This is a genomic window from Acinetobacter nectaris CIP 110549 (assembly GCF_000488215.1).
GTDB classification, from domain to species: Bacteria; Pseudomonadota; Gammaproteobacteria; order Pseudomonadales; family Moraxellaceae; genus Acinetobacter; species Acinetobacter nectaris.
In genome coordinates, this window is record NZ_KI530735.1 from 58,534 (window position 1) to 81,654 (window position 23,121).

Genomic DNA, 23,121 nt, shown 5'->3' on the forward strand with positions numbered 1-23,121 from the left:
TATACCTTTATACCTTTATACCTTTATACCTTTATACCTTTATACCTTTATACCTTTATACCTTTAAGTGTAAATAAAAAGTCGAGCAATATTGCCCGACTCTTTTGTAGTCTTTAATCAGAGTTAGTAAACATCTCTACGATAACGATCTGTTTCTCTGAGCTCATCTAGCTTGGCTGCGCCCAAAATATTAATTAAAGTTTGTTCTACATCATGTGCCATTGTATTTATGCTACCACATATATAAATACTGGCATTATTAGCAACCCATTCAATTAATCTTTGTGAATTTTGCTGTAGTTTATGTTGAACATAGCAGCTATCCTCAGAATCTCTAGAGAAGGCAAGATCTAAATGAGTGAGAAAAAAGTTATGTTCTAGAAGTGACTCAAGCTCAGCTTCATAAATAAAGTCTTTTTCACGCTGTCTTTCACCGAAAATTAACCAGTTATTCTGATATCCATAAGATTTCCGCTCTTGAAGTAAACTCATTAGTCCCGCAACTCCAGTACCATTTCCAATCAGAATAATAGGGTTGCTATTATTAGCTAAGTGGAAGCTCTCATTTCTTCTAATACGTAAGTTAATTACATCTCCAATGTTAGTATGTTTACAGAGCCAACCTGAACCTAGCCCAACTTCTCCCTCTTCTGAAATTTTAAGGCGAACCACAAGTTCTAACTTATTTTGTTTAGGTATGCTTGCAATAGAATATTCACGGTGTGGGAGCGTTGGTAATTGCTTTTCTAAGGTGTCAATCTGAGTATCTTGTAAAATGGTTGAATGCTCTAAACTCTTATGTTTAAGTACTTTATAAGCATCCATATTATTCAGAGCAATATGATGTTTTGTCATAAAGTTTTGAATTCTTGCTTTAGCATTCATTGGCTGTATTTCGGCAATATCTCCAGCTTGCCAATCAATTGTTTTCGGTGTATCAATTTCTAAAAGATAAATAGGTGCACCTAAACTTCCTACATTAATATGCTTGCGACTAACTAGAGTACACTCATCAAAAGCATCAAGCATTTTTACAGTTTGTAAGTTCAGTTCAGTTACTTTAGCTAATGCTTGATACCAAGAGGCAATGTCTAGTGTATTTGCATCATCTACTTCAATCGTTGGAAATAGAGGATTTGCTTTCTTGTATGAAAGCCAAGCATCAACTTCACGCCCAAACTGACAATAGGTATCTGCATATTCTTTAGAGCCTAAAGCCAATACAGCATATTGGGTATTAGATAAATCAAATGAAGTAGGCATAATCTTTTTTACAAAGCTTGTCGCTAAATCAGGAGCTTCACCTGTACCGTATGTACTTACAATAAATAAGATACGTTTGTACTGCATTAGGTCTTGCTGTGAGATTTTATGAATAGATTTTACGACAACGGATTCTTTTTGTTCTTGTAAGCTTGAAGATGTTCCCCATGCAAGTTGCTCTGCTGTACCTGTTTGTGACGCATGCACAATAAGCCATGTTGATGAGTCAGGCTTAACTTCTTCAGGAGTCGTTATTTGTCGCGCTTGCTCTGTTAGTTTCTTCTGCTTACGTCTTTTTAGGTAGAGTAAAATACCTGTAATAAAGAATAGCGGCATGGCAAGAGAAGAAAGCATTGCTAAGAAATGCCAAACTGGACCGAAGAAGCTTCCTCTATGTACAGGCAGCATACTAGACATAATCTTCTCATTGAGAGGCTTGTCTTCATATTTTTTTACAGATTCTAAGGTCTGTGATTCATAGTTATATACTGCGCTGTTTCTAGCTCTTTCGTGTTGAGGTGTAGCATCAAAGAAACTGAGTTCTACTTGTCCATTTTCTTTTTTAGGTACTGTTAGCGTTAAACTAGAAAAGCCATCTTTATAATCTTTATTAAAGCCAATCCATGCTTCTTGTAATGCATGACTAATTTGTAAGTTTGAAGGCTTTACATCTTCTTTGGTTTTTTTGTCATTCGCCATTTGCATTGGCTGTGGTCTGTTGACACCCATGACTTTAAACATGCCATCACGCCACCAATCATAAGACCAATATAAGCCTGTCATTGCAAGCATAAGGTAAAATACAATAACCCAAGTACCAACTACGGCATGTAAATCCCAAAGAAAATTTCGCCCTTTTAATTTTGGTTTAACGAAGAGCCACTGTTTAAGTGAATGTTTTTTAGGCCAACGTAGATAAATACCACTAAGAACAAAATAAATAAGCATCAATGCACATGCACCAGTAATCTGGCTGCCAAATGGTCTTTCTAATGTAAGAGTGCGGTGTAAGTTTAAAATAAACTGAAAGAAATCTTTACCTTTAATTGCAGGTAGAATTTCGGCAGTATAAGGGTTGACCATAAGGTCTAACCCTTTTCGTTCACCATCTTTTTTAATATTTACAATAGAGGATGCATCTGCTTCTTGCATAATTGTAATGCTATTAATTTGAAGTTTTGGATCTTGTTGTTTGAGGTGCTGATAAAGCTGGTCTGGTGTGAGCTTGGGAGAGTTTTCTACTTGAACGACATAGCTTTTTTGATTGAGCCAAGTCAAAATTTGTTGGTCATAGGAGTAAATAGCACCAGTAATACCAATAATGGATAAAATGAGACCTGCTGTAATCCCGCAGAACCAATGGAGTTGGAAGAGGGTCTTTTTGAGCATAAGTAAATACTGACGATAAATAGTGAGATGATGGATAAATAATCTCAAGATTATAACGAATTATCATGTTTAAATGCTATTACTTTACATATAGTATTAATTATCATTTATTTTTATATTCAAAAAAAAACTCCTTATGAAAAGGAGTTTGATTATTTTTTGCTAAATATTTTTTGCTTCGCCAACAGACTCTTTTAAGTGTTTACGAATCGTTGAAAAGGCAAAGTTTTTGCTATCCATACGTTTTGGTAAAATATAGGCCCCTTGCTGACCTTTTAACTTAAAGTTAACTAATAGAAACTCAGGTGTATCGTACCATTCATACATATCTTTCCAACCTACAGAACCCACACCTTCTTGTAGGCCAACTTTTTGGCGCATAACTATGCCAGTAGGTTGAACGCCTAATCGAATGCCTTTAATTTCCTGTGCAGGCATTTCATTCATTTTGCGTTTTACATACCATTCAAGTCCATATTTACGAACAAGAAGATAAATTGCAACGCAGGCGAGTGCAACCCAACAAAAAATAGTTGAATAGTTTTTTATTAAAACAATACCTAAAATTGAAAGCAAAACGACAATACCCATAATTGCCCAAGCTTTTATGCCAATTTTATTTGTACTACGCCAAATGGTTAGTTGAGCATTTCGTTGTTCTGCTTCAGACACTTCATAACTTACAGGTTGTAAAGTGTATGCATATAAATTTTTAGCTGTCATAGTGGATCTTTACAGATATTAAACTTTAAAAAGTGTACCATTAATCATGTACATGAGTGAGCATCTTTTAAAGAGATGCAAATGCACTGGTATCATCATGTTCGTAGCTTAAACTTTGTTTAAGCGTTCTAAGTTGCCCTAGAATACCAAACATTAGTGATAATTGCTGTAAAATGATAATTGCGAGTTGATCATTTGTATTATCTTGTGAGAGTCGATCTCTAATTGTTTGCAAAACATTTGTGACGGTAAGGTCAGGCATTTCATCATAAAGCAAGACACCTGTAATATCACTGACAGCTTGATCAAGGAGCTTTAGGATATCTGAGTCTTCTATTTTTTCACGATGTGCACCGAGAGCTGCAATATAACTGAGTAGGGTATGGTTTAGACATAGAAGGTCAAAAGACTGTGTTTTTTTAGCTGAGTTATAAAAGGGTTCAGTGGCAAGTGTTGAAATTACTGAGGCGAGTTCAGCATCACTATTATGTGCTGTTCTGCGTATAAAGCGATAATCTAAACCATTGTTTTTACCATGATGGTATTGTTTAACGACTTCATTTAAATAGTCACACTGTGCTTTAAACGCTTTTTTAATATTTCTTGGAAGCCTGCGAAATTTCCAGTCAGGAAATATAAACATGACTCCTAACCATGCAAAGAAACATCCAATAACTGTATCTAATATGCGTGGGACAGCTGCTGTATAACCTAAGCCACCATCTAAATTGAAGTTAATGAGTGCCAAGATCGTAATAAAAGCAGTTGCTTGAGCATATTGTTTACTACGAAGTTCAAAGAATAAAACACCACTGATAATAAGTAATAGAAGTTGCCCTTCGGTAGAAGGTACGAAGAATAAAATGCAGAAACCCACTAAAACACCCATAATTGTTCCTAAAATTCTTAGTTTTAGGCGTCGTTTAGTGGCATTAAAATTTGGTTGGCTGACGAAAAGTGCTGTGAGAAGTATCCAAAAACCATAAGTGATATGTGTTGTTTGAATAAAGATATATGAGATAAAAAGAACTATAGAAACACGAATAGCGTGTCTAAATAATACTGATTCAGGTGTACAATTTTGCCTAATACGTAAAATAATATCTGAGAAACCTTTCAAATCATCATCTTTTAAAAGACTTTCTTGTTGCTCACTCTCAAAAGTAATGGCTTGTTCTGTTTCTAAGTTTTTAAGCTGACTGTCGATAGATTTTAGATTTTTATAAAGAGAGTAGAGTGCATTTATCCAAAGAGGGTCGCTTGGGTAGTTTTTTCTAAGTCTTTTTAGAGATAGGTTGAGATTATCAAACGCTTGTTTGAAACGAATATTGTGCTCGTATTTTGTGCGGTGGCGTATGCTATCACTGAGGTCTTTACATGCTTTACCTTGCAGAGAAAGAATACGTTGAAAACGAAAGATAATATCACTATGTTTAAAATGCTCTACCAAAATTTGATAGTCGATATGAGATGAATCCGCACGCTCATGAATGTCTTGCGCAACAAAATAATATTGCAGACTCCGCCGTGTACTTTTTCTACCTCTATCTCCTTTTAAGCGTGTAAGTAATGAAATTTTCATTTCATTGAAAAGTTGGATCAGCTTGCTATTTTCCATAGAAAGATCAATCCAGCTTTGTTTATAACTTTTTTCCGTCATATCGACGTCAAATAAGTTTGCTTTAGCAAAAAGAAAATTTCCTAAAGATGAATAGCTTAAAGCTAATTTTTCTTGTACTGGGCGAATTGGAAACAAAAGATAGCTAATTGTAGAAAGTATACCGTACCAAATTGCGCCAATGACGAGTAGTGAGGGTTGAATATACCAAGCATCAAATAGATGTACCCCCAACATACTATATACAGAAACCACAAGGCATCCGTAGGAGATTGTTGCATAGCGACGACCCAGTGATCCAAGCAATACCCAAGCAATACATGCAAATAGAAGGCTAATTGCAAATATTACAGGATATGGAAATAGAAGCTGAATGGCACTTGCTGCAATAAAGAAGCCTAAGTATGTATAGGCTTGATTCATAATACGAATAGTAAAGCGATCATCAATATCGCTTAAGCCTGCTGCAACAACACCTAATGTCAGTGGAATTGTTGCAATTTGGAAGTTTAGAAAGTATGGGATAAAGGCTGTACCAATAAAGGCAATTGCCATGCGAATATTATAAATTAAAGAAGCCCGATATTTAATTTGCTGAAGACGCTTTAGCCCAATGTTCAATGACGTAATTCCTAATAAAAACTTCTTTTAAACGTTAAATAGCATGAACAGTATAACTGAAAAAAAGCTAAACGATTCTTTAGAAAAGGCTTTAGTAAATATTCGCAGCTTATTATTCACTTAAGAATTTTGTAAAATTTTCGACAGCTTCACGTGGGGTATGAAATGTATTTACAATTGCATTTGGATCGGCATAACCAAGCGCAACAGTGCAGACAAGCTCTTCATCTTCATGGGCATTTAAAGCATTAAGAACAATGGTATTAAAATGATTCCATGCCGCTTGAGGACAGGTATCTAGCCCTCTCGCTTTAGCACTAAGCATGATATTTTGAATCATCATTGCAATATCCATTTTTGCACCAATACCCATTATTTTATTTACTGTAATAAAGATACCTACAGGTGCATCAAAAAACTTAAAGTTTCTTAACTGTTGTGCAGCCATTTTTTCTTTTTCACCACGCTGAATATTTAATAGACTGTAAAGTCCCCATCCATTTTCACGTCTTCTGTCTATATATGGAGAGATCCATTTTTCAGGATAGTAGGAAAAAGTTTCTTTATAATTATCTTTTAGGGTTGGGTTTTTAAATATGTCCTCTTGGGTTTGGCAGACACGCTCTACAATCTCATCTCGCTTTCTTCCTGTAACCACATATACTTTCCACGGTTGTGTATTTGTGCCTGATGGTGCACGTGAAGATACTTCTAAAATGTCATGAATGAGAGCTTGAGGTACTTCTTTATGAGGTAAAAAAGCTCTCACAGAGTGTCTAGAAGTTATTATTTCGTCAATATGTTGTAATGTGCTCATTTTTCTCTCAATTATTTCGTTATTACATGGTCTTTTACCTAGTCTAATCGACAATTGGGTATAAATTTATGCTTATAAAGAACTTTAATTATTAAAAATTGTTTCAATATTTGTCATTTATATATTGATACTTGTATTTCAAAATTCAGGCTTATATTTTGTTATATATATTTGTTTCATATGTATTTATTTTTAAAATAAACAGTTAATTTTGCATTTTTTAAGAAAAATAAATTTAAGTTTTTTTGTGATTTAAAGTGCTTGTCAATTGCTAGAAAGCGTGATCAATGTAAGAAAAAAATTTTGTTTAAAGATTTGTATGCGTATAATTGCGTGTTTTTTACGTTTAAGGTGTTTTTAGATTTCGTAATTATTGTTATATATTTATATATATCAATAAGATTTTTTGACCGTGGATTTGGGCACAAAAGAAGTTTAAAAACAGGCTTTCAAATTTTGGCTAAATGTTTGACGAATACTTTCTGATAGCAAGTAGATCTACAACATATTTTATCGAGTACAGTTCTACGTTTGTTGAGTTGTTGCTAGGTTAGAAGTGACCTTATAATGCACTACAAACGGCACTAAAGATCATCATTAGAATGAATGTGAGCATTACTTTAGTGCGCCACCTTAGGTATGAATATTTTCGATAGCCACGTTTATATAAGGACGGATGTCTGAATGAATCAGGAATTAAATGATTTACTCATGGGTTGGATCAACCACTTAAATGATCCACTTTGGGACTTCTTAATTATTTTCCTACTGTCTGTGGGGATTATTTATACAATCGCAACAGGTGGTGTACAAATCCGAATGTTCTTAGAAAGTATTCGGGTAATGAAAGGCAGCCGCAACGAAAATGAAGGCGAAAAAAGACAAGGTCTAACGCCGTTCCAAGCATTTGTAACAGGATTGGCAAGTCGTGTAGGCGTTGGAAATATTGGTGGCGTTGCTATTGCAATTGCGATAGGTGGTCCGGGTGCAATTTTTTGGATGTGGGTAACAGCACTGGTTGGAATGAGCTCTGCGTTCGTTGAATCTACACTTGCACAGTTGTTTAAAATACGTGATCCAAAAAATAAACGTTTCCGTGGTGGCCCTGCGTACTATATTACCAATGGTTTAAAAAGTAAGTCATTCGGTATTATTTTCGCATTAGCTATGATTCTTGCTTATGGCTTTGTATTTAACTCTGTACAAGCAAATGCAATGATTGATGCTTCATCTCACGCGTGGGGGTGGGATAAATATAATATTTCAATTCCTTTAGGCAGTTCTAGTTTCCCAATTTCTTGGGTAGGTCTTGCACTTGTATTTCTTATTGGTATTGCCATTTTTGGTGGTATTAACCGTATTGCACGTTTTGCTGAGTTATTCGTACCATTAAAGGCAGGTCTATATTTAGGTGTTGCTTTTTATATCGCGATTATTAACTATGAGCAATTGCCTCACTTATTTGGCTTAATTTTTACAAAAGCATTCCAATTTGATGCAGCAGCAGGTGGCTTCTTCGGTAGCATGGTGTCTATGGCATTAATGCAAGGTGTGAAGCGTGGTCTGTTTTCGAATGAAGCAGGTATGGGCTCTGCACCAAATGCGGCAGCAGCATCAGATGTACCACATCCAGTAAACCAAGGTCTTGTACAAATGTTAGGTGTATTCGTAGATACATTTATTGTATGTACAAGTACAGCAATGATTATTTTGATCTCTGGTGCTTATACAGAAAAAGGTTTTATTGGTGTACAGCTTACACAGCGTGCTTTAGAAAGCCAATTAGGACCTTGGGGCGGTGATTTGCTTGCCTTCTTATTATTCTTGTTCTGCTATTCTGCTATTTTAGGTAACTATGCTTATGCAGAAGGAAATATGCAGTTTATTAAGAATAACCGTAAGGTCATGTTAATCTTCCGCATATTAGTATTATGTATGGTTTACTTCGGTGCAATTACAAGTGTTCCGCTTGTATGGGCAATGGCTGACTTGTCTATGGGTATTATGGCGACGCTAAATTTAGCAGCTATTTTACTACTTATGCCATTTGTAATGGTATTGCTCAAAGACTATCGTAAGCAGCAAAAAGCAGGTATTAAAGATCCGATCTTTAAATTAGATGATCATCCTGAATTAAAGAAAAAAGTAAAAAGCGATATTTGGTAATATAAAAAAAGCTCCCATAAGGGAGCTTTTTTTATACATGTAGTTATAGATAATTCATTTTTTGGCAAGAAAAGCCTAAAAAACCAAGATCGAACTAGTAAATATCAATGTTATTGATTATTATTCTCAAATAAGAGTTATTTACATAAATACACAGTGCCTTTTGCTTTTAATAAGCAAATTTCTTTACATGATGTTTGTAAATGATTATCAGTCAATATTTAAACAGTCGAGCTTTAAATGCGTAAATTATCTGTAAGAAAGCTGAAACCTAATTACTTAAATTGTTGTATAGCATTGGTTTTAGGGGGAGTTTCATTATCGGTAAATGCTCAGGAAAGTAATATCAAACTACCTGTAATTACAGTATATGCCGAGCAAAATCAAAAAATGCCTGAGTCATTCACTGTAATTAATGAACAGAACTTAGAGCGAATGGGTGTAACAGATATGGCGAGTATTATTAAATATCAGCCATTGGTGAGTGCGCCACAAACGGCTGTTGGTTCAGGAAATGCTTGGGATGGATCAGGGACAAGTAGCTATAATATTCGCGGTGTTGAGGGTAATCGGGTTGGTTTAGATATAGATGGAGTAGAGCTTCCTGATGCAGCCCCAGAACCTGACAGTGGAAAAGGAAATAGCTTTAGTTCAGGGAGAGACTTTATCGATCCTGAATTATTTAGCCAAGTGACTATTCAATCAGGAACAACCAATGTAAGTAGTGATGGCATTGGAGGTAGAGTTGTCTTTAAAACAAAGTCACCTCAAGATTACTTAAAGAATGGGAAAAAAATTGCAGGAGAAGTGAAAGGTGGTTATAGCTCTGCAGATGATGCATGGTTTAGTTCTGTAGCAACAGCTATTGGGAATGATACAGTAAAAGGGTTGGCTATTTATTCTCATAGAGATGGGCATGCAACAGAAGGTGAAGGAAAGCTACCTACGAATCCTGTGAATTGGAAGTCTGATGCTGTTTTAGCCAAGCTCTTATGGAATATTTCAGATTACCAATCACTTGGAGCAACATTCGACTTTTATGAAAAACAGACAAACCGTTATATTAGCTCTGATTTATTGAGTAGCCTCTATCCCAAAGGGGCAAAGCAAGATGTAGATGGACAAAGAATACGTTATAGCTTAGATCATAGCTTAAAAACTGAAAATGTAAGCTTGTTTGATGAGCTAAATACGAACTTATTTTATCAAACAACGAAAAGTGATAATACGACGCGTGCATTCTATGCAGGTAGAGCAGGAAATGGTAATCGTACAATCCTTAATAATTATACGGAAGATAATATTGGTATTAATTTAGGGGCAAAAAAACAATTCAGCTTGCATCAGTTTAACTATGGGCTTAATTTTAGCCAGCAAAATAGTGATCGTCCATGGCAACAGTTTAATGCTGATGGCAGTGTGACTACTCAAAATAGGATGGTGAAATCCAAGACAAATAAATATGCTGCTTATATTTCCGATGCTATGCAATGGGAGATTGCAGGTAATCCTCTTGTAGTAACTCCTGGATTACGTTATCAGTTTGAACAGTTTAAGCCTGAAAATAATAATCAAGTGCTAACATCAGCTGCGAAACAGGCGCAAATTTCTGAAAAAGATAATGCTTATCTTGCACCTAGTCTTGCAATAAGTTATGAGTTTTCACCTAATTATTATAGTTATTTAAAATATAACAGAGGTAACAGAATACCGACGGCTGCTGAAATGTCAGGAGCCTATGATCCTGGTCGTGGGTATTCAATTATTGGTAATAGTCAGTTGAAGAAAGAGACAAGTGATGCATTTGAAATTGGTTTAAAAACAACACCAATAGATGGTATTAAAGTCGATGTTACGGGTTTCTATACAAAATATAATAATTTTATAGATTATAGAATGCTCAATGTGCCTATTGCAGGTGATAGCAGTATGACTTATCAATTGCAAAATATGGCAAATGCCAATATATGGGGAGGTGAGATCTCTACACGTGTCGATTTAGCACAGTTTGTATCGCATGCCGATGGTTTTAGCCTTGCATTGGTTGCAGGTAAAACAAAAGGCAATGCTATAAACATAGCAGGACAAAAAAGTAGCTTAAACTCGGTTCAGCCTGAAAAAGCAAGTTTAACATTTGCATATGATGATCCTGATCAACGCTATGGTCTTGGATTTACAACCACAGCCGTTAGCGATAGAACAGCTTCAAAAGATGTCAGTACTGCAAATATTACGGGAGCAACTCAAAACTATTCACGTGTTCCCGGCTATGTCGTGCATGATTTATCTGCATATTGGAAAGCAAACCAATTTATGACCGTGAATGTTTCCCTAAATAATATCTTTGATAAGAAATATTGGGACTATGCAAGTGTTGGTACCTTAACAAGTGCAAGTCTAATTGATCGAGCAACTCTTCCGGGAAGAAATATAGTTGCAAGTTTGGCATTTAAGTTTTAAGAAACAGGAATTTTCATGAAAAAATATTTAGCAATCATCTCTTTATGTACATTGGCATCATGCCATTTATTTGCGTCAGAACAGGTTAAGAATACCCCTCTTATATTTACAACGGGTATAGAGGAATCACCTCAAACAACAAATAATAGATGGGTCAAATTATTTGCAGAAGATAATGCAAACGAGGTATCTAAAAAACAGTTTATTCAGAAGTTTACAGCACAATATGAGAGCTTATTCAAATCTAGCAGTCATGTAAATCGACAACAGTTTGTGGACTTTGAGCTAGAAAAATTTGATCAAATGATGCAAAGTCATAGAGGTATGTCAGTAAAGCAGGCTCATGTACGCTTTAATGTACTTGATGAAAACAAAGACCAAAAGTTGACGCTAAAAGAGTTTCAGGATGTTGGTTTAAAGACATTTGATAGTTTTGATAAAAACCATGATGGTGTAATCAATGATGAAGATATTAAATTGGATGAGAAAAAAGTAACATTACATGGAGGTGCTTCATTTAAGAGTCCAGTTTCTATGCCTATGGCAACAGATACGACATCATTTATTGAGCAATATGGTGAAGGAAAGGGTTATGTAACGTTGGCGATGTATTTGACAGCGCGTGAAAAACAATATGTTCACATGGATATAAGCCATAATTGGTATGTGACAGAAGATGCTTATGTAAATGAGTTTGCACAACGTTATGATGAGCATGCTTTAAATGCTCGTTCAAAAATGAAGTCATTTGATGAGTCTCGTTTTGATCATATTTCACATAGCAAAACTACGATAGATAGAAAAGATATTAAGCAATTTGCAACTCAACTTTTCCAATATTGGGATAAAGATAAAACAGGAAAAATTAAATTAACTCAGCCTTAGTGTGTTTTTGAGTGTTTGATGAACAGTTAAGAACTTATAGTATTGACGTAAAACGAATAAATATACATAATGCACGCACAAAATGGCTATGTAGCTCAGTTGGTTAGAGCACAGCACTCATAATGCTGGGGTCACAGGTTCAAGTCCAGTCATAGCCACCAAATTTAAACTTATAGAAATATAAGTTATAAGCCCCCAAAAGATTATATCTATTGGGGGCTTTTTTATTGCGCTGATCATTCGTATCTAGAGATCAAGTTTGTAATTTCATGAACATAATATGTTGTTCTATTTATTTTAATAATGTCATTTTTAGAAGCAGTTTCAAAAGTAGTATATAGCGCTGAATCAAAAATAGTCGAACTTTTTGAATTAATCCATAAATAATGTGTATATTTATTATTATTAACAATAACGATATCTTCCACCTGCTCTAAATATAAGGTTTCACTATTAACGTGAGACTTTAAAGTAATTAATAATAATGCTGTCATTATTATCCTAAAGGACCGAGTAACTCATTGAATATATTACTCTCTACAGTAGATAGATTCATGTTGTATATGGCTAATTTTGTTAGTTAAAAAACATGTTTGTAAGCTTTTGCTTACAAGTATCTCTACCTGAAAATTTATAGGCATGCTTGGTATCGTAATAGGTGAATAAACATGAATAATTTATTTAATTAAGTCTAGATATTAAGAATAAGTATTACGGTAATATGACAATGATATCTAAAACATATACCATATTATTTTGATTGAAATAATTGCTTATACATAAAGAAAAAACTTTACTCTAGGCAGAAATAAATAAGAAATTTGGAGATCTATATGGAACGCTTTGCTCCCATTTTGGTTATCTTTGGAGCGGTATCATATGCGATGGTCGGTATTGTCTTGGAAGTCGCGACACATCATGGCTACCCAGTTCAAAAAATTATTGTTGGTATGTATTTACTATCTTTTATCGTTTTACATATGCTTTATTGTGTATCTAAACAGACCAACTCATCTCTTTCTAGAAAAGAATTTATACTGTTTTTGTCTTTAGGAATCTTTACGATCTCCATTACATATTGTTTTTATCATTCCTTGAGGTTTGTAGGCGTACCTATTGCAACATTATTGTTAATGCAATCATCATGGATGACACCACTTTTATCTGCATGTTTAAGAAAAACAAGCTTAGCAAAGAAAGATATCATTTCTATGTGCTTTATCGTATTTGGTGTGTTTTTATCAGCGTATAGTCATGATGTTACTATTTCATTTGCTGGTATTGGGTGGGGGCTTGCTGCAGCATTAAGTTACAGTATTATGCTATTGTGCTCGTCAAACTTGGCTAAGGAAAAAAGTGTATTAGAGAAGTCCTCTGCAATTAGTTTAGGTGCATTTTTAATTTCATTAGTTTTATTTCACAATGACAGTTACGTTGACTTTTTAAGTGAAAGGACATATTGGTCATTGTTATATGCGCTATTTGCAACAATTTTACCGCTTACATTATTGGCAACTGGTCTGAAGTATATTTCAGCCAATTTAGCAGGGGCACTCATTACCTTAGAAATTCCTGCTGCTTATGTGTTATCGGCATTTTTCTTGGCAGATCATATTACGATTAATCAGATTTTAGGTTGTCTTATTATTACGTTAACAATAGGACTACCCAAAGTATTAAATAAAAAGAAGCCTAACATTTAGTTAGGCTTCTTGGTTAAGAAATTAGATACCTGCTTTCCAACCATTCATAATTGGATAGCGTCTTTCACGACCAAAAGCTTTTGAGCTAATACGTGGACCTATAACACCTTGACGGCGTTTATATTCATTGTTATCTACAAGCTTAATTACTTTTTCTACGACTGCTTTATCAAAACCACGTGCAATGATGTCAGTTTGGCTTTGATCTTCTTCGATATACGCATAAAGAATACTGTCTAAGACATCGTAACTTGGTAGAGAGTCTTGGTCTTTCTGATCGGCACGTAATTCAGCAGAAGGTGGGCGAGTAATAACACGCTCAGGAATAACAGGTTTTTCAGAAATGCTGTTACGGTATTTTGCAAGCTCAAATACGATGGTTTTATAAACATCTTTAAGTACAGCAAAGCCGCCGACCATATCGCCATACAGTGTGCAATAACCAACAGCAAGTTCTGACTTGTTCCCTGTAGAAAGTACAAGGTTACCAAACTTATTAGATAGTCCCATAAGCAGTGTACCGCGTGCACGTGCTTGTAAGTTTTCTTCTGTTGCATCTGCTTTTGCATTGCCAAAGAAAGGGAATAGTGTTTGTTGGTAGCTGTTTACAATTTGGTTGATTTCAGCAATACCAAAAGCAACACCTAAATTTTTCGCTTGTGTTGCTGCATCTTCTACACTAATTTTTGCAGTATAAGTATAAGGCATCATTACAGCTTGTACTTTATCTGCACCGAGAGCATCAACTGCAATTGCAAGTGTAAGTGCAGAGTCGATACCTCCAGAAAGCCCTAAAATAACGCCTGGAAAGCCTGAACGCTGTACGTAGTCACGCGTTGCTACAACTAAACCTTGATAAATTTCAGCCATGGTTTCAAGTGGAGCATGTTGCTCTGAACTTTCAAAACATGCTTTTTCAGTTTGGTATGTTGTGTAGTAAACCTTTTCTTTATAGCTTTCTGCTTGTAAAGCAACATCACCATTTTTATTGATGACAAACCCTGATCCATCAAAGATTAAATCATCTTGTCCACCAACTTGGTTGTTATAGACAATATTAATATTTAGTTGCTTTGCAACTTCTTGCAATGTTTTTACACGGTGTTGTGGTTTTCCCACCTCGTAAGGAGATGAGTTCAATACTAAAATGCTATCTACATTCAACTTGGCAAGTTGTTGTACGGTGTTTAAGTTCCAAACATCTTCACAAATAAGTACGCCAAATTTATGACCAGCATATTCAAATATAAGATGTTGGTTACCTGCATTGAAGTAGCGTTTTTCATCAAACACGCCATAGTTGGGTAGGTTTTGTTTGTTATATACACCTAAAACTTGCCCGTCTTTCATAACCGCAGCAGAGTTAAATGTTTGACCATCTTCAGTTTGATGGGCAAAACCAAAAACCATAATAATGTCTTTAACATGACTTAGTTTTTCAAAAGCTTGTTTCGTTCTTTTTTTAAGGCTTGGGCGTAAAAGTAGGTCTTCAGCTGAATAGCCAATTAAACTAAGTTCAGGAAAAATAATGAGGTCAGCATGCTCTTGTTTTGCTTTGCTTGCTTGTTCAACCATTTTTTGGGTATTACTTTCAAGATTGCCGACATGTGGAGAAAACTGAGCAAGCGCAATTTTAAAATTTTTCATTTAAACAAAATCCTATTCCTATAGGGATGAACAACGGGCTGATTTTTTGGATTTAATTATTCAGCTCATTGTCGATTACACATTGATATAAGGGAATAATTCGGTAGATGCTACTATATACGAAACTACACGAACATTGAGCTTTTAACGTCAAAAAAAATCTGTATTTTTAAAGAAAATTACAGATAACCAATAAGTTTGCACAATTTTTATCTATAGGTGCTTTACCATGCTAATTTCTATTTGGCAAAAGCTAAATCAAATTTTTATTGTACAGAAACGCTCATTAACTTCTGGCGAAAAACAACTGATACAGTCTGTTTTTAATAACCATATTGTTTTAGAGAATGTAGAGATTATTGCACATAAAGCAGTTATGAAAAACTACGCTATGAGCCCAAATGGTAAAGTTTATTTTAATCCTGTAAATTGGGTTGAAGATTTTTCAATTTTAGATATTTATAAACAGTCTTGGTTTATTCATGAAATGGTACATGTGTGGCAGTTACAACAAGGCGTAAATGTTGTGCTTGGTGCAATATGTAATAGGCGTTATCGTTACAAACTGAAATATGGTAAAGCATTTCATTGTTATGGAGTGGAACAGCAGGCGCAAATGGTGCAAGACTATTTCTTAAAAAAGAAACTTGCCTTGCCTTGTGATGATCTTAAACAATGTATTCCATTTTTATGCTTAATGCCTTAAATCATTCTTTTGGATATCTGAAAGCACTTGTTTAGCATGTGTTTCGGTATTTACACTTTGATAGTGATACACAATCGTGCCCTGTGGGTCTATAAGAAAAGTTTCTCGTTTGGCAATTTTGGTAATTCCTAAATTGCGTACAATGCCTAATGCTGCTGTTAATTTATTTTGATTGTCGACCAATATTGGAAAAGGTAATGAAAGTTTATTCGAAAACTTTTCATGTGATGCCAGTGAATCTAAACTTACGCCGAGTACACTCGCATTGCTTTTTACAAATTGAGGGTAGAGCTGTTTGAATTGGTTGGCTTCTTCTGTACAGCCGGGAGAGTTATCTTTAGGGTAAAAATACAAAACTAACCATTTGCCTTGATATTGCTCAAGTGTATGCCATTTTCCATATTGGTCTTGTAAGTTAAATGCTGGCGCAGACTTTCCGACCCATTCCTTTGCATCTGCTTTTGAGAAAAGAGATATTTCTGCATGACTTATAGAGATGCTAAATGTACTGATAAAGATAAAGTATAAGCATCTGAGAATGAACTGTTTTGTAGTATCCATATGCGCTTTAATAGATGTAATAAATATAAAATTTATTATGACGCATTAAGCAGGAGTTGTAAGCTTTTTCAGTTTATAACTCCTGCTTAGAATTATAAATAATCTAACCCGATATCTAGGTAGCGTGCGCTGTGTGTCAGATAGCCAAGTGCCATAAAGTTAACTCCTGTTTCTGCAACGGCTTTAGCAGTTTGAGGAGTAATACCACCTGATGCTTCTGTTGCTGCTTTGCCTTCACACATTGCAACAGCTTTTTTGAGTATCTCAGGAGACATATTGTCTAATAACACCAGTGATACGCCTTCTTGTAATACAAGTTGAAGTTGTTCTAGTGTATCTACTTCGACTTCTACAGGGATTAGATGTCCTGCATATGCTTTGGCTTTTTGGATGGTGGAAACAATATCTCCACCTGAAAGTGCAATATGATTATCTTTAATTAAAATAGCATCATCGAGTCCCATGCGATGATTCCGCCCACCACCTGTACGTACGGCATACTTTTGAACATCTCTTAAACCGGGAATCGTTTTTCGTGTACATGTTAAGCGTGTAGATGTATGAGAAATACTGCTTTGGATTTCGTGGGTTGTGGTAGCAATACCGCTGAGATGTGTAAGGAAATTCAGTGCTGTACGCTCTGCACTTAAAATGGCATGTGCATTACCTTGAATAGACGCAATAATGGTATTGGGTGCAAGTGCAGCACCATCTTCGAGGTGTGCATGAAACTCAAGGTGAGCATTCATGGTTTTAAAAGTAAGTCGTGCTAAATCTATACCGCATAGAACACCTGACTCACGAGCCACAATATGCAGCTTTGCTTCTTTCTGAGCGGGAATGACTGCTTCAGATGTTACATCGCCACGTCGTCCTAAATCTTCTCTTAAAGCTGCATCTACAAGTGGTTGTAAAATAACGTCAGGCAATGCGTAATGCATAGTAAATCTCCAATATATGCTCATATAGAGTATATGTTGGAAATTTACAACGATGCAATCTTTTTAATTGTTGGCAGCAGGGAGTTTATAGCCTGACAGCAGACTTTCTTGGAGTACATTCTTTTTAAAGCAGTAAAGCTGAGCAGGTCGACCACGTTCTACAATGGCTTCTTTACCTGTTGCTTCAATCAAATTTTGATTATGTATGAAGCGCCTAAAGTTTTGTTTGTGAAGCTCGATACCTGTAAGTGCTTCTAAGCTTTTTTGTAGCTGTAAAAGTGTGAATTCAGGTGGCATAAGATCGAAAATAACAGGACGATATTTTAACTTGGCACGTAGTCGTGTCATGGCTGTAGCAAGTACTCGGCGATGATGGTTGTGCATTGGTTGTCCTGTAATTTTTTCAGGCAACTGGTGATTAAAATATGGAGACTCAGCGATAAGTCCTGCTTCATACATGAGTTCATAGCGTAGAAGTACATTCTCTTCTTGCCATTCATGACCATTTAGACCCCAACACAAATTCATACGCTGAGTACGCTGTAGATGTATTTCAGTATTCGATGAGGAGTCAATCCAGTCTTGTATTTTAGTGATAATTAATCGAGTATTTTCATTGGCTTGAGGTGTTCGTTTATCCTCCCAAGGGAAGTAGTCATACCAGTCATGCCACTTGGCATCTAAAGCAAGTTTTTCTTCATCTGCTTCTTTGACAAGGCCTAAATAACTGACATATACCACAGGGTAGCCAATGGTTTTTGAGCGTTTAATATCTACAAAAGTGTATAGCTGCTCCATATAGCCAAGAGGTTGTCTTGTTTGTTGCTGTACCCATGTACGAGCACCTGCTTGTAGTGAGTGATGAATAGGTGTAAGTGGGCCAAAGGGTAATAGATCGCCCTCATGAATTGTTAAAACACGTGCTGAAAAGTGTGTCACTGCAATAAGTACAGCAACAAGCTCGGTGGTTGTTTCTTGAACCATATATATTTTATGTTCTCTTATATCGCATTATTGAATTTCATCGTGTTTATTGTATTTGAAACAGATGACTTCTTGAATACTTCTGAAAAAATTAAAAATATTATAACTTTTAAAATTAAAAAACTATATATATCATTACTTTAATTAATTTATACTCAGGTTGAGTAAAAATAATTTGAATTTATATACTCATTGTGAGCATAATTGGCGAAGAAGTAATTTGGATGAATGTAATGAAAAACGCTATTGAGCATTATCCCTATGAAAAGCCATCGTTGGATTTCATGCAAACGTATTTAACTGATGCCAAAGAACAGCAAGCTGAAAATAGCTGTACTTTGCATAATGCGTGGGCGAAAGTGCCACAGCCAATAGAGCAAGAAAAACAACAACACTATATTGAAGAAATTAAACAATTACTCAAAGAACGCCGTGCAGTGATGGTTGCACACTATTATGTAGAGCCTGAACTACAAGATTTAGCTTTAGAAACGGGTGGAATGGTAGGTGATTCACTCGAAATGGCGAAGTTTTGTAAGTCACATCCTGCCGAGACCCTTCTTGTTGCAGGTGTTCGCTTTATGGGTGAAACGGCTAAAATATTAAGTCCGCATAAAACAGTACTTATGCCTGATTTGGACGCTACGTGTTCACTCGATTTGGGTTGCCCAATTGATGAATTCTCAAAGTTTTGTGATGATCATCCCGACCGCACAGTTGTGGTATATGCAAATACCAGTGCAGAGGTGAAAGCACGTGCAGATTGGATTGTTACATCTTCGATTGCTATTGAAATTGTGCAGTATTTACATGCACAGGGAAAAAAAATTATTTGGGGGCCTGATCGTCATTTAGGAAGCTATATTCAAGCAGAAACAGGTGCAGATATGCTGTTATGGCAAGGCTCTTGTATTGTCCATAACGAGTTTAAAAGTATCGAGCTTGAGCATTTAAAGAAAAAACATCCAGATGCATTGGTTTTGGTACACCCTGAGTCACCTGCTGAGGTTGTCGCACATGCAGATGTTATTGGTTCGACCAGTAAGTTACTTAAAGCTGTTACACAGTACGAGAACCAAACATTTATTGTTGCTACAGATCTGGGAATTTTACATGAAATGCAAAAACAAGCACCTGAGAAACAGTTTATTGCAGCACCTACAGCAGGCAATGGTGCAACATGTAAATCTTGTGCATTTTGCCCATGGATGGCAATGAATGGTTTGGAAGCCTGTCTAAATGTATTAAAACATCAGCATAATCGTGTTGAGCTAGATGCAGATTTAATTGTAGCAGCCGAAAAACCAATTTTAAAAATGCTAAATTTTTCTGAAAAATATCAGAAATTTAATCAAGAAAATAAACAAGCTTTAAACGCAGGAGCGCAATCTTTTAAAGCATGGCTAATGGAGCAGCAACATGGTACAAAGTTTTGAGTATGACGTCGTTATTGTTGGTGCAGGTTTAGCAGGTTTAACAGTTGCATTGTCTTTGCCTCAGAATATGCGTGTGGGTTTGTTTTTAAAAGATGACATTCATATTTGTTCAAGCTATATGGCGCAAGGTGGTATAGCAGCTGTTTTGGCTGAAACGGACACGATAGAAAATCATGTCGAGAATACGTGTATAGCAGGTGCAGGTTTATGCCATGTCGAGAATACCCGAAAGATTTTAGAGCAAGCGCCTGAAGCAATTGAATGGTTACAGCAACAGGGTGTGGTATTTGATGTAGACCCAAGTCTTGAGACAGACGTATTACATCTAACCAAAGAAGGTGGGCATGACCATCGACGTATTGTGCATGTTGCAGACCATACAGGAAAGTCGGTTATTCAGGCTTTGGTAAAACAACTTGAAAATGCTGCACATATTGATTGCTTGATTGGCTATGATGTTGAGTCTCTGATCACTCGCGAAAAGAATTGCCAAGGGGTTGTGTGTCGCAAAGATGATGAGCAACGCGCATTTATTGCAAAGCATACTGTCCTTGCAACAGGTGGTGTTGGACAGCTATTTGAAAGAACAACCAATCCAATTACGTCAAAAGGTGAAGGTGTTGCATTGGCTTGGGAGGCAGGTTGCCGTATTGCAAACTTAGAATTTATTCAGTTTCATCCGACAGGACTTGCTATACCAAATGCAGATGGTTTTCTTATTTCTGAAGCATTGCGTGGAGAGGGTGGAATCTTACGTAATGTCGATGGGCATCGCTTTATGCCAGACTATGACGAACGTGCAGAACTCGCACCAAGAGATATTGTTGCGCGTGCAATTTCTAAGGAAATATTAAAACAAAATCAGCAACCTGTGTTTTTAGATATGACTCATTTAGATGCTGAGTTTATCCAAAATCATTTTCCTGCAATTTATGCAAAATGCCATTCATTGGGTTTAGATATTTGTCATGAAATGATTCCTGTTGCACCTACAGTTCATTATAGTTGTGGCGGTGTTCTCACAGATGCACTGGGGCATACCGATATTGAGCATTTATATGCTGTGGGTGAAGTGGCATGTACAGGGTTGCATGGCGCAAATCGTTTAGCGAGTAACTCATTGCTTGAATGTATTGTTGTTGGTCGTTCTGCTGCACAAGATATGGTTGAACAAGCAGTGTGGAATATTCCTCATCTAAATGAAATACAAGTACTTGCACAAAAACCATTGAATGCTGCCACTACATCAGAAGTAGATTTTTCTCATGAAATACTTCAACAATGGATGAGTCGTTATTTTGGTATTGTTCGTACTGAAGAAGGCTTAATGAGATTGTATGCTCAGTTGGTTACTTGGAAGAAAGCATTTCCTGCAAATAAGATGATTACGACAGCATTGCTCATGGTTAAAGGAGCACTCAATCGTAGAGAAAGTCGTGGTGCACACTTTAATCAGGAATATCCAAGTGTCATGCACGATGTATTTTATTCAATACATGAAGAAGTGTAAGTAAATAATACTAAATTTATTTTCGTGTATATTTTTGTCATGTTTTTGTCAAATTTATATCGTATCGTGTGATCCACATAGACACCTACTTTAAGAAAATAGAACGTATGAAAACTAAAACACTTCTTTGTGCTGTAATGGCGTGCATGAGTTTCTCGACATTCACTTCTGCGGCAGAAACACCTTCTAATTCTTTTTTACAACCAGATCAAGCACCTGATAGTTTGGCAATTATTCCACCACCACCTGCATATAACAGCATAGATTTCTTACGTGATAAAGCTGCATATGATCAAGCACGTAGCATGATTGGTACAGAGCGTTGGAAACAAGCTGCGGAAGATGCAGATTTGTCTGATGCAAATACAGGCAAACCATTTTCGGAAGCATTTGGTGTAGAAATTTCACCAACAAATACACCAATTACGTATGAAATTTTAAGAAAATTACGTACTGATAGTGGTAGCTATGCAACAAAAGCAGCGAAAGAGCATTATATGCGTTTACGCCCATTCGTGTTCTTTAACTCTCATTCATGTACACCAAACGAAGAAGCTGTTTTAAGTAAAAATGGTTCTTACCCGTCAGGCCATACAACAATTGGTTGGTCTACAGCATTAATTTTGGCTGAGATTCGTCCTGAGCGCCAAAATGAAATCTTAAAACGTGGTTATGAGTTTGGTCAAAGCCGTGTGATTTGTGGTGTACATTGGCAAAGTGATGTAGATATGGGTCGTATTACAGGTTCTGCAGAAGTTGCACGTTTACATGCAGACAAAAACTTTATGAAAACATTAGAAGAAGCAAAACGCGAAATTCAGAAGAAAGTAAAATAATTTAAGTTTTATCGTTTTAAAACCCCTCTAGATGCCACTTTATCTAGAGGGTTTTTTTTATTGTAGATAGGGCTACACTATAGATTGTAAATTTTGACGTGTAATCATTTTGAATGAAAACAGCATTAATCATAAGTGGGTGGGGAGTAAGTAAAAACTTACTTGATCCATTGGTAGAGCAGTTTAAAGAAGTTGGATACCAAGCGACTGTTATTGATATATTTGACCCGTTTAGTGACGAAGCATTTAAAAAAACATATGCTTTGGCATTTATGTCTGATGTGATTGTTGGATGGTCATTGGGTGGGCAACTTGCAACATGGTTAGCTTTGGAAATATTTGAAAAAGAAAATATTCGTAAACCTGTCATTTGTTTAGCATCTAACCCAAGTTTTGTGCGCCGTGAAAATTGGCAATATGCAATGCCATTGAGTGACTTTGAATCATTCAGAAATGGCTATGATGCAAATGAGAAAGCGATACTAAAACAGTTTTATTTAAATATTTGCCGTGGTGAAGAACAATTAAAACAAAATTGGCAATTTATATTAAAACATGTAGATACCTTATCAATTGACCAGTTAAAGATGGGTTTAGGTTTGCTTGAGTCTTTAAATTTAGTCGATAATTTGAAAGATTCTTCGCTTGATATACATTACATATTTGGTGATGAGGATACATTAGTTCCTTGCCAAGTTGTTGGAGATATTGGGAAGTTGTCTGCCAAATCTATAACAACTACAGTATTGCAGAATGTAAGTCACGCATTTCCTATTTTTCATGTGCAAGAAACTTTGCAGGCTATTCAGAAATTCTTATGTTCTCTAGAATAATTGTGGAAATTTGAAGTATCTA

General features: G+C 35.8%; 18 protein-coding genes and 1 tRNA gene. 10 read left to right on the top strand and 9 right to left on the bottom strand.

Features of this window, described 5'->3' with window-relative positions:
* Positions 1-123 precede the first annotated feature (123 nt).
* The 4 genes from P256_RS10610 to P256_RS10625 form a co-directional block, all read right to left on the bottom strand.
* Positions 124-2,652: a PepSY domain-containing protein gene (locus P256_RS10610; RefSeq protein WP_023273681.1), complete on the bottom strand. Its 2,529-nt coding sequence runs from the start codon at positions 2,650-2,652 to the stop codon at positions 124-126.
* 162 nt (positions 2,653-2,814) lie between these two features.
* The gene (locus tag P256_RS10615) at positions 2,815-3,375 is read right to left on the bottom strand and encodes a YcxB family protein (RefSeq protein WP_023273682.1); all 561 of its coding nucleotides are present in this window, start codon (positions 3,373-3,375) and stop codon (positions 2,815-2,817) included.
* A 67-nt stretch (positions 3,376-3,442) separates the two neighbouring features.
* Complete coding sequence (gene yccS, locus P256_RS10620; RefSeq protein WP_023273683.1) at positions 3,443-5,614, bottom strand: YccS family putative transporter; 2,172 nt, start codon at positions 5,612-5,614, stop codon at positions 3,443-3,445.
* Positions 5,615-5,726: 112 nt separating this feature from the next.
* Positions 5,727-6,431, bottom strand: coding sequence for a nitroreductase (locus tag P256_RS10625; RefSeq protein ID WP_023273684.1), 705 nt, complete (start codon positions 6,429-6,431; stop codon positions 5,727-5,729).
* Between the two features lie 684 nt (positions 6,432-7,115).
* On the opposite strand from P256_RS10625, the gene P256_RS10630 reads away from it, so the two are divergent.
* The 4 genes from P256_RS10630 (at position 7,116) to P256_RS10645 (ending at position 12,103) form a co-directional block, all read left to right on the top strand.
* Positions 7,116-8,597 carry an alanine/glycine:cation symporter family protein gene (locus tag P256_RS10630; protein ID WP_023273685.1) on the top strand — a complete coding sequence of 494 codons (1,482 nt, stop codon included), beginning with the start codon at positions 7,116-7,118 and terminating at the stop codon, positions 8,595-8,597.
* A gap of 240 nt (positions 8,598-8,837) precedes the next feature.
* The gene (locus P256_RS10635; protein ID WP_023273686.1) at positions 8,838-11,057 is read left to right on the top strand and encodes a TonB-dependent hemoglobin/transferrin/lactoferrin family receptor; all 2,220 of its coding nucleotides are present in this window, start codon (positions 8,838-8,840) and stop codon (positions 11,055-11,057) included.
* Between the two features lie 15 nt (positions 11,058-11,072).
* Entirely contained in the window at positions 11,073-11,942 is an 870-nt protein-coding gene (locus P256_RS10640) for an EF-hand domain-containing protein (RefSeq protein ID WP_023273687.1), read from the top strand.
* An 84-nt stretch (positions 11,943-12,026) separates the two neighbouring features.
* Positions 12,027-12,103: transfer RNA gene (locus tag P256_RS10645), tRNA-Met, on the top strand.
* 75 nt (positions 12,104-12,178) lie between these two features.
* On the opposite strand, the gene P256_RS10650 is transcribed toward P256_RS10645, so the two are convergent.
* The gene (locus tag P256_RS10650; RefSeq protein WP_023273688.1) at positions 12,179-12,436 is read right to left on the bottom strand and encodes a hypothetical protein; all 258 of its coding nucleotides are present in this window, start codon (positions 12,434-12,436) and stop codon (positions 12,179-12,181) included.
* 339 nt (positions 12,437-12,775) lie between these two features.
* Between P256_RS10650 and P256_RS10655 the strand changes: the two genes are divergently transcribed.
* Positions 12,776-13,645 carry a DMT family transporter gene (locus P256_RS10655; RefSeq protein WP_023273689.1) on the top strand — a complete coding sequence of 290 codons (870 nt, stop codon included), beginning with the start codon at positions 12,776-12,778 and terminating at the stop codon, positions 13,643-13,645.
* Between the two features lie 21 nt (positions 13,646-13,666).
* On the opposite strand, the gene P256_RS10660 is transcribed toward P256_RS10655, so the two are convergent.
* The gene (locus P256_RS10660; RefSeq protein WP_023273690.1) at positions 13,667-15,292 is read right to left on the bottom strand and encodes an NAD+ synthase; all 1,626 of its coding nucleotides are present in this window, start codon (positions 15,290-15,292) and stop codon (positions 13,667-13,669) included.
* A 229-nt stretch (positions 15,293-15,521) separates the two neighbouring features.
* On the opposite strand from P256_RS10660, the gene P256_RS10665 reads away from it, so the two are divergent.
* On the top strand, positions 15,522-15,998 hold the full coding sequence (locus P256_RS10665) for a hypothetical protein (RefSeq protein ID WP_023273691.1): 477 nt from the start codon (positions 15,522-15,524) through the stop codon (positions 15,996-15,998).
* Here P256_RS10665 and P256_RS10670 read toward each other — a convergent pair.
* From P256_RS10670 to P256_RS10680, 3 genes are all read right to left on the bottom strand, one after another.
* Positions 15,987-16,559, bottom strand: a complete 573-nt coding sequence (locus P256_RS10670; protein ID WP_023273692.1) for a peroxiredoxin — start codon at positions 16,557-16,559, stop codon at positions 15,987-15,989. The genes P256_RS10665 and P256_RS10670 overlap by 12 nt on opposite strands.
* A gap of 92 nt (positions 16,560-16,651) precedes the next feature.
* On the bottom strand, positions 16,652-17,500 hold the full coding sequence (gene nadC / locus P256_RS10675; protein ID WP_023273693.1) for a carboxylating nicotinate-nucleotide diphosphorylase: 849 nt from the start codon (positions 17,498-17,500) through the stop codon (positions 16,652-16,654).
* 63 nt (positions 17,501-17,563) lie between these two features.
* The gene (locus P256_RS10680; RefSeq protein ID WP_023273694.1) at positions 17,564-18,484 is read right to left on the bottom strand and encodes an NUDIX hydrolase; all 921 of its coding nucleotides are present in this window, start codon (positions 18,482-18,484) and stop codon (positions 17,564-17,566) included.
* Between the two features lie 233 nt (positions 18,485-18,717).
* On the opposite strand from P256_RS10680, the gene nadA reads away from it, so the two are divergent.
* The 4 genes from nadA to P256_RS10700 all read left to right on the top strand — a co-directional run bounded on the left by nadA (position 18,718) and on the right by P256_RS10700 (position 23,099).
* The gene (gene nadA, locus P256_RS10685) at positions 18,718-19,920 is read left to right on the top strand and encodes a quinolinate synthase NadA (RefSeq protein WP_023273695.1); all 1,203 of its coding nucleotides are present in this window, start codon (positions 18,718-18,720) and stop codon (positions 19,918-19,920) included.
* Positions 19,904-21,430, top strand: coding sequence for an L-aspartate oxidase (gene nadB / locus P256_RS10690; RefSeq protein ID WP_023273696.1), 1,527 nt, complete (start codon positions 19,904-19,906; stop codon positions 21,428-21,430). The genes nadA and nadB overlap by 17 nt, the downstream gene beginning before the upstream one ends.
* Positions 21,431-21,537: 107 nt before the next feature.
* Positions 21,538-22,266 carry an acid phosphatase gene (locus P256_RS10695; protein ID WP_040332171.1) on the top strand — a complete coding sequence of 243 codons (729 nt, stop codon included), beginning with the start codon at positions 21,538-21,540 and terminating at the stop codon, positions 22,264-22,266.
* A 113-nt stretch (positions 22,267-22,379) separates the two neighbouring features.
* Positions 22,380-23,099, top strand: a complete 720-nt coding sequence (locus tag P256_RS10700; protein ID WP_023273698.1) for an alpha/beta hydrolase family protein — start codon at positions 22,380-22,382, stop codon at positions 23,097-23,099.
* Positions 23,100-23,121: the final 22 nt, after the last annotated feature.

Coding starts and splice junctions, on each gene's coding strand:
- P256_RS10610 (WP_023273681.1), bottom strand. CDS start 2,652: ATGCTCAAAAAGACCCTCTTCCAACTCCATTGGTTCTGCGGGATTACA.
- P256_RS10615 (WP_023273682.1), bottom strand. CDS start 3,375: ATGACAGCTAAAAATTTATATGCATACACTTTACAACCTGTAAGTTAT.
- P256_RS10625 (WP_023273684.1), bottom strand. CDS start 6,431: ATGAGCACATTACAACATATTGACGAAATAATAACTTCTAGACACTCT.
- P256_RS10630 (WP_023273685.1), top strand. CDS start 7,116: ATGAATCAGGAATTAAATGATTTACTCATGGGTTGGATCAACCACTTA.
- P256_RS10635 (WP_023273686.1), top strand. CDS start 8,838: ATGCGTAAATTATCTGTAAGAAAGCTGAAACCTAATTACTTAAATTGT.
- P256_RS10640 (WP_023273687.1), top strand. CDS start 11,073: ATGAAAAAATATTTAGCAATCATCTCTTTATGTACATTGGCATCATGC.
- P256_RS10650 (WP_023273688.1), bottom strand. CDS start 12,436: ATGACAGCATTATTATTAATTACTTTAAAGTCTCACGTTAATAGTGAA.
- P256_RS10655 (WP_023273689.1), top strand. CDS start 12,776: ATGGAACGCTTTGCTCCCATTTTGGTTATCTTTGGAGCGGTATCATAT.
- P256_RS10660 (WP_023273690.1), bottom strand. CDS start 15,292: ATGAAAAATTTTAAAATTGCGCTTGCTCAGTTTTCTCCACATGTCGGC.
- P256_RS10665 (WP_023273691.1), top strand. CDS start 15,522: ATGCTAATTTCTATTTGGCAAAAGCTAAATCAAATTTTTATTGTACAG.
- P256_RS10670 (WP_023273692.1), bottom strand. CDS start 16,559: ATGGATACTACAAAACAGTTCATTCTCAGATGCTTATACTTTATCTTT.
- nadC (WP_023273693.1), bottom strand. CDS start 17,500: ATGCATTACGCATTGCCTGACGTTATTTTACAACCACTTGTAGATGCA.
- P256_RS10680 (WP_023273694.1), bottom strand. CDS start 18,484: ATGGTTCAAGAAACAACCACCGAGCTTGTTGCTGTACTTATTGCAGTG.
- nadA (WP_023273695.1), top strand. CDS start 18,718: ATGAAAAACGCTATTGAGCATTATCCCTATGAAAAGCCATCGTTGGAT.
- nadB (WP_023273696.1), top strand. CDS start 19,904: ATGGTACAAAGTTTTGAGTATGACGTCGTTATTGTTGGTGCAGGTTTA.
- P256_RS10695 (WP_040332171.1), top strand. CDS start 21,538: ATGAAAACTAAAACACTTCTTTGTGCTGTAATGGCGTGCATGAGTTTC.
- P256_RS10700 (WP_023273698.1), top strand. CDS start 22,380: ATGAAAACAGCATTAATCATAAGTGGGTGGGGAGTAAGTAAAAACTTA.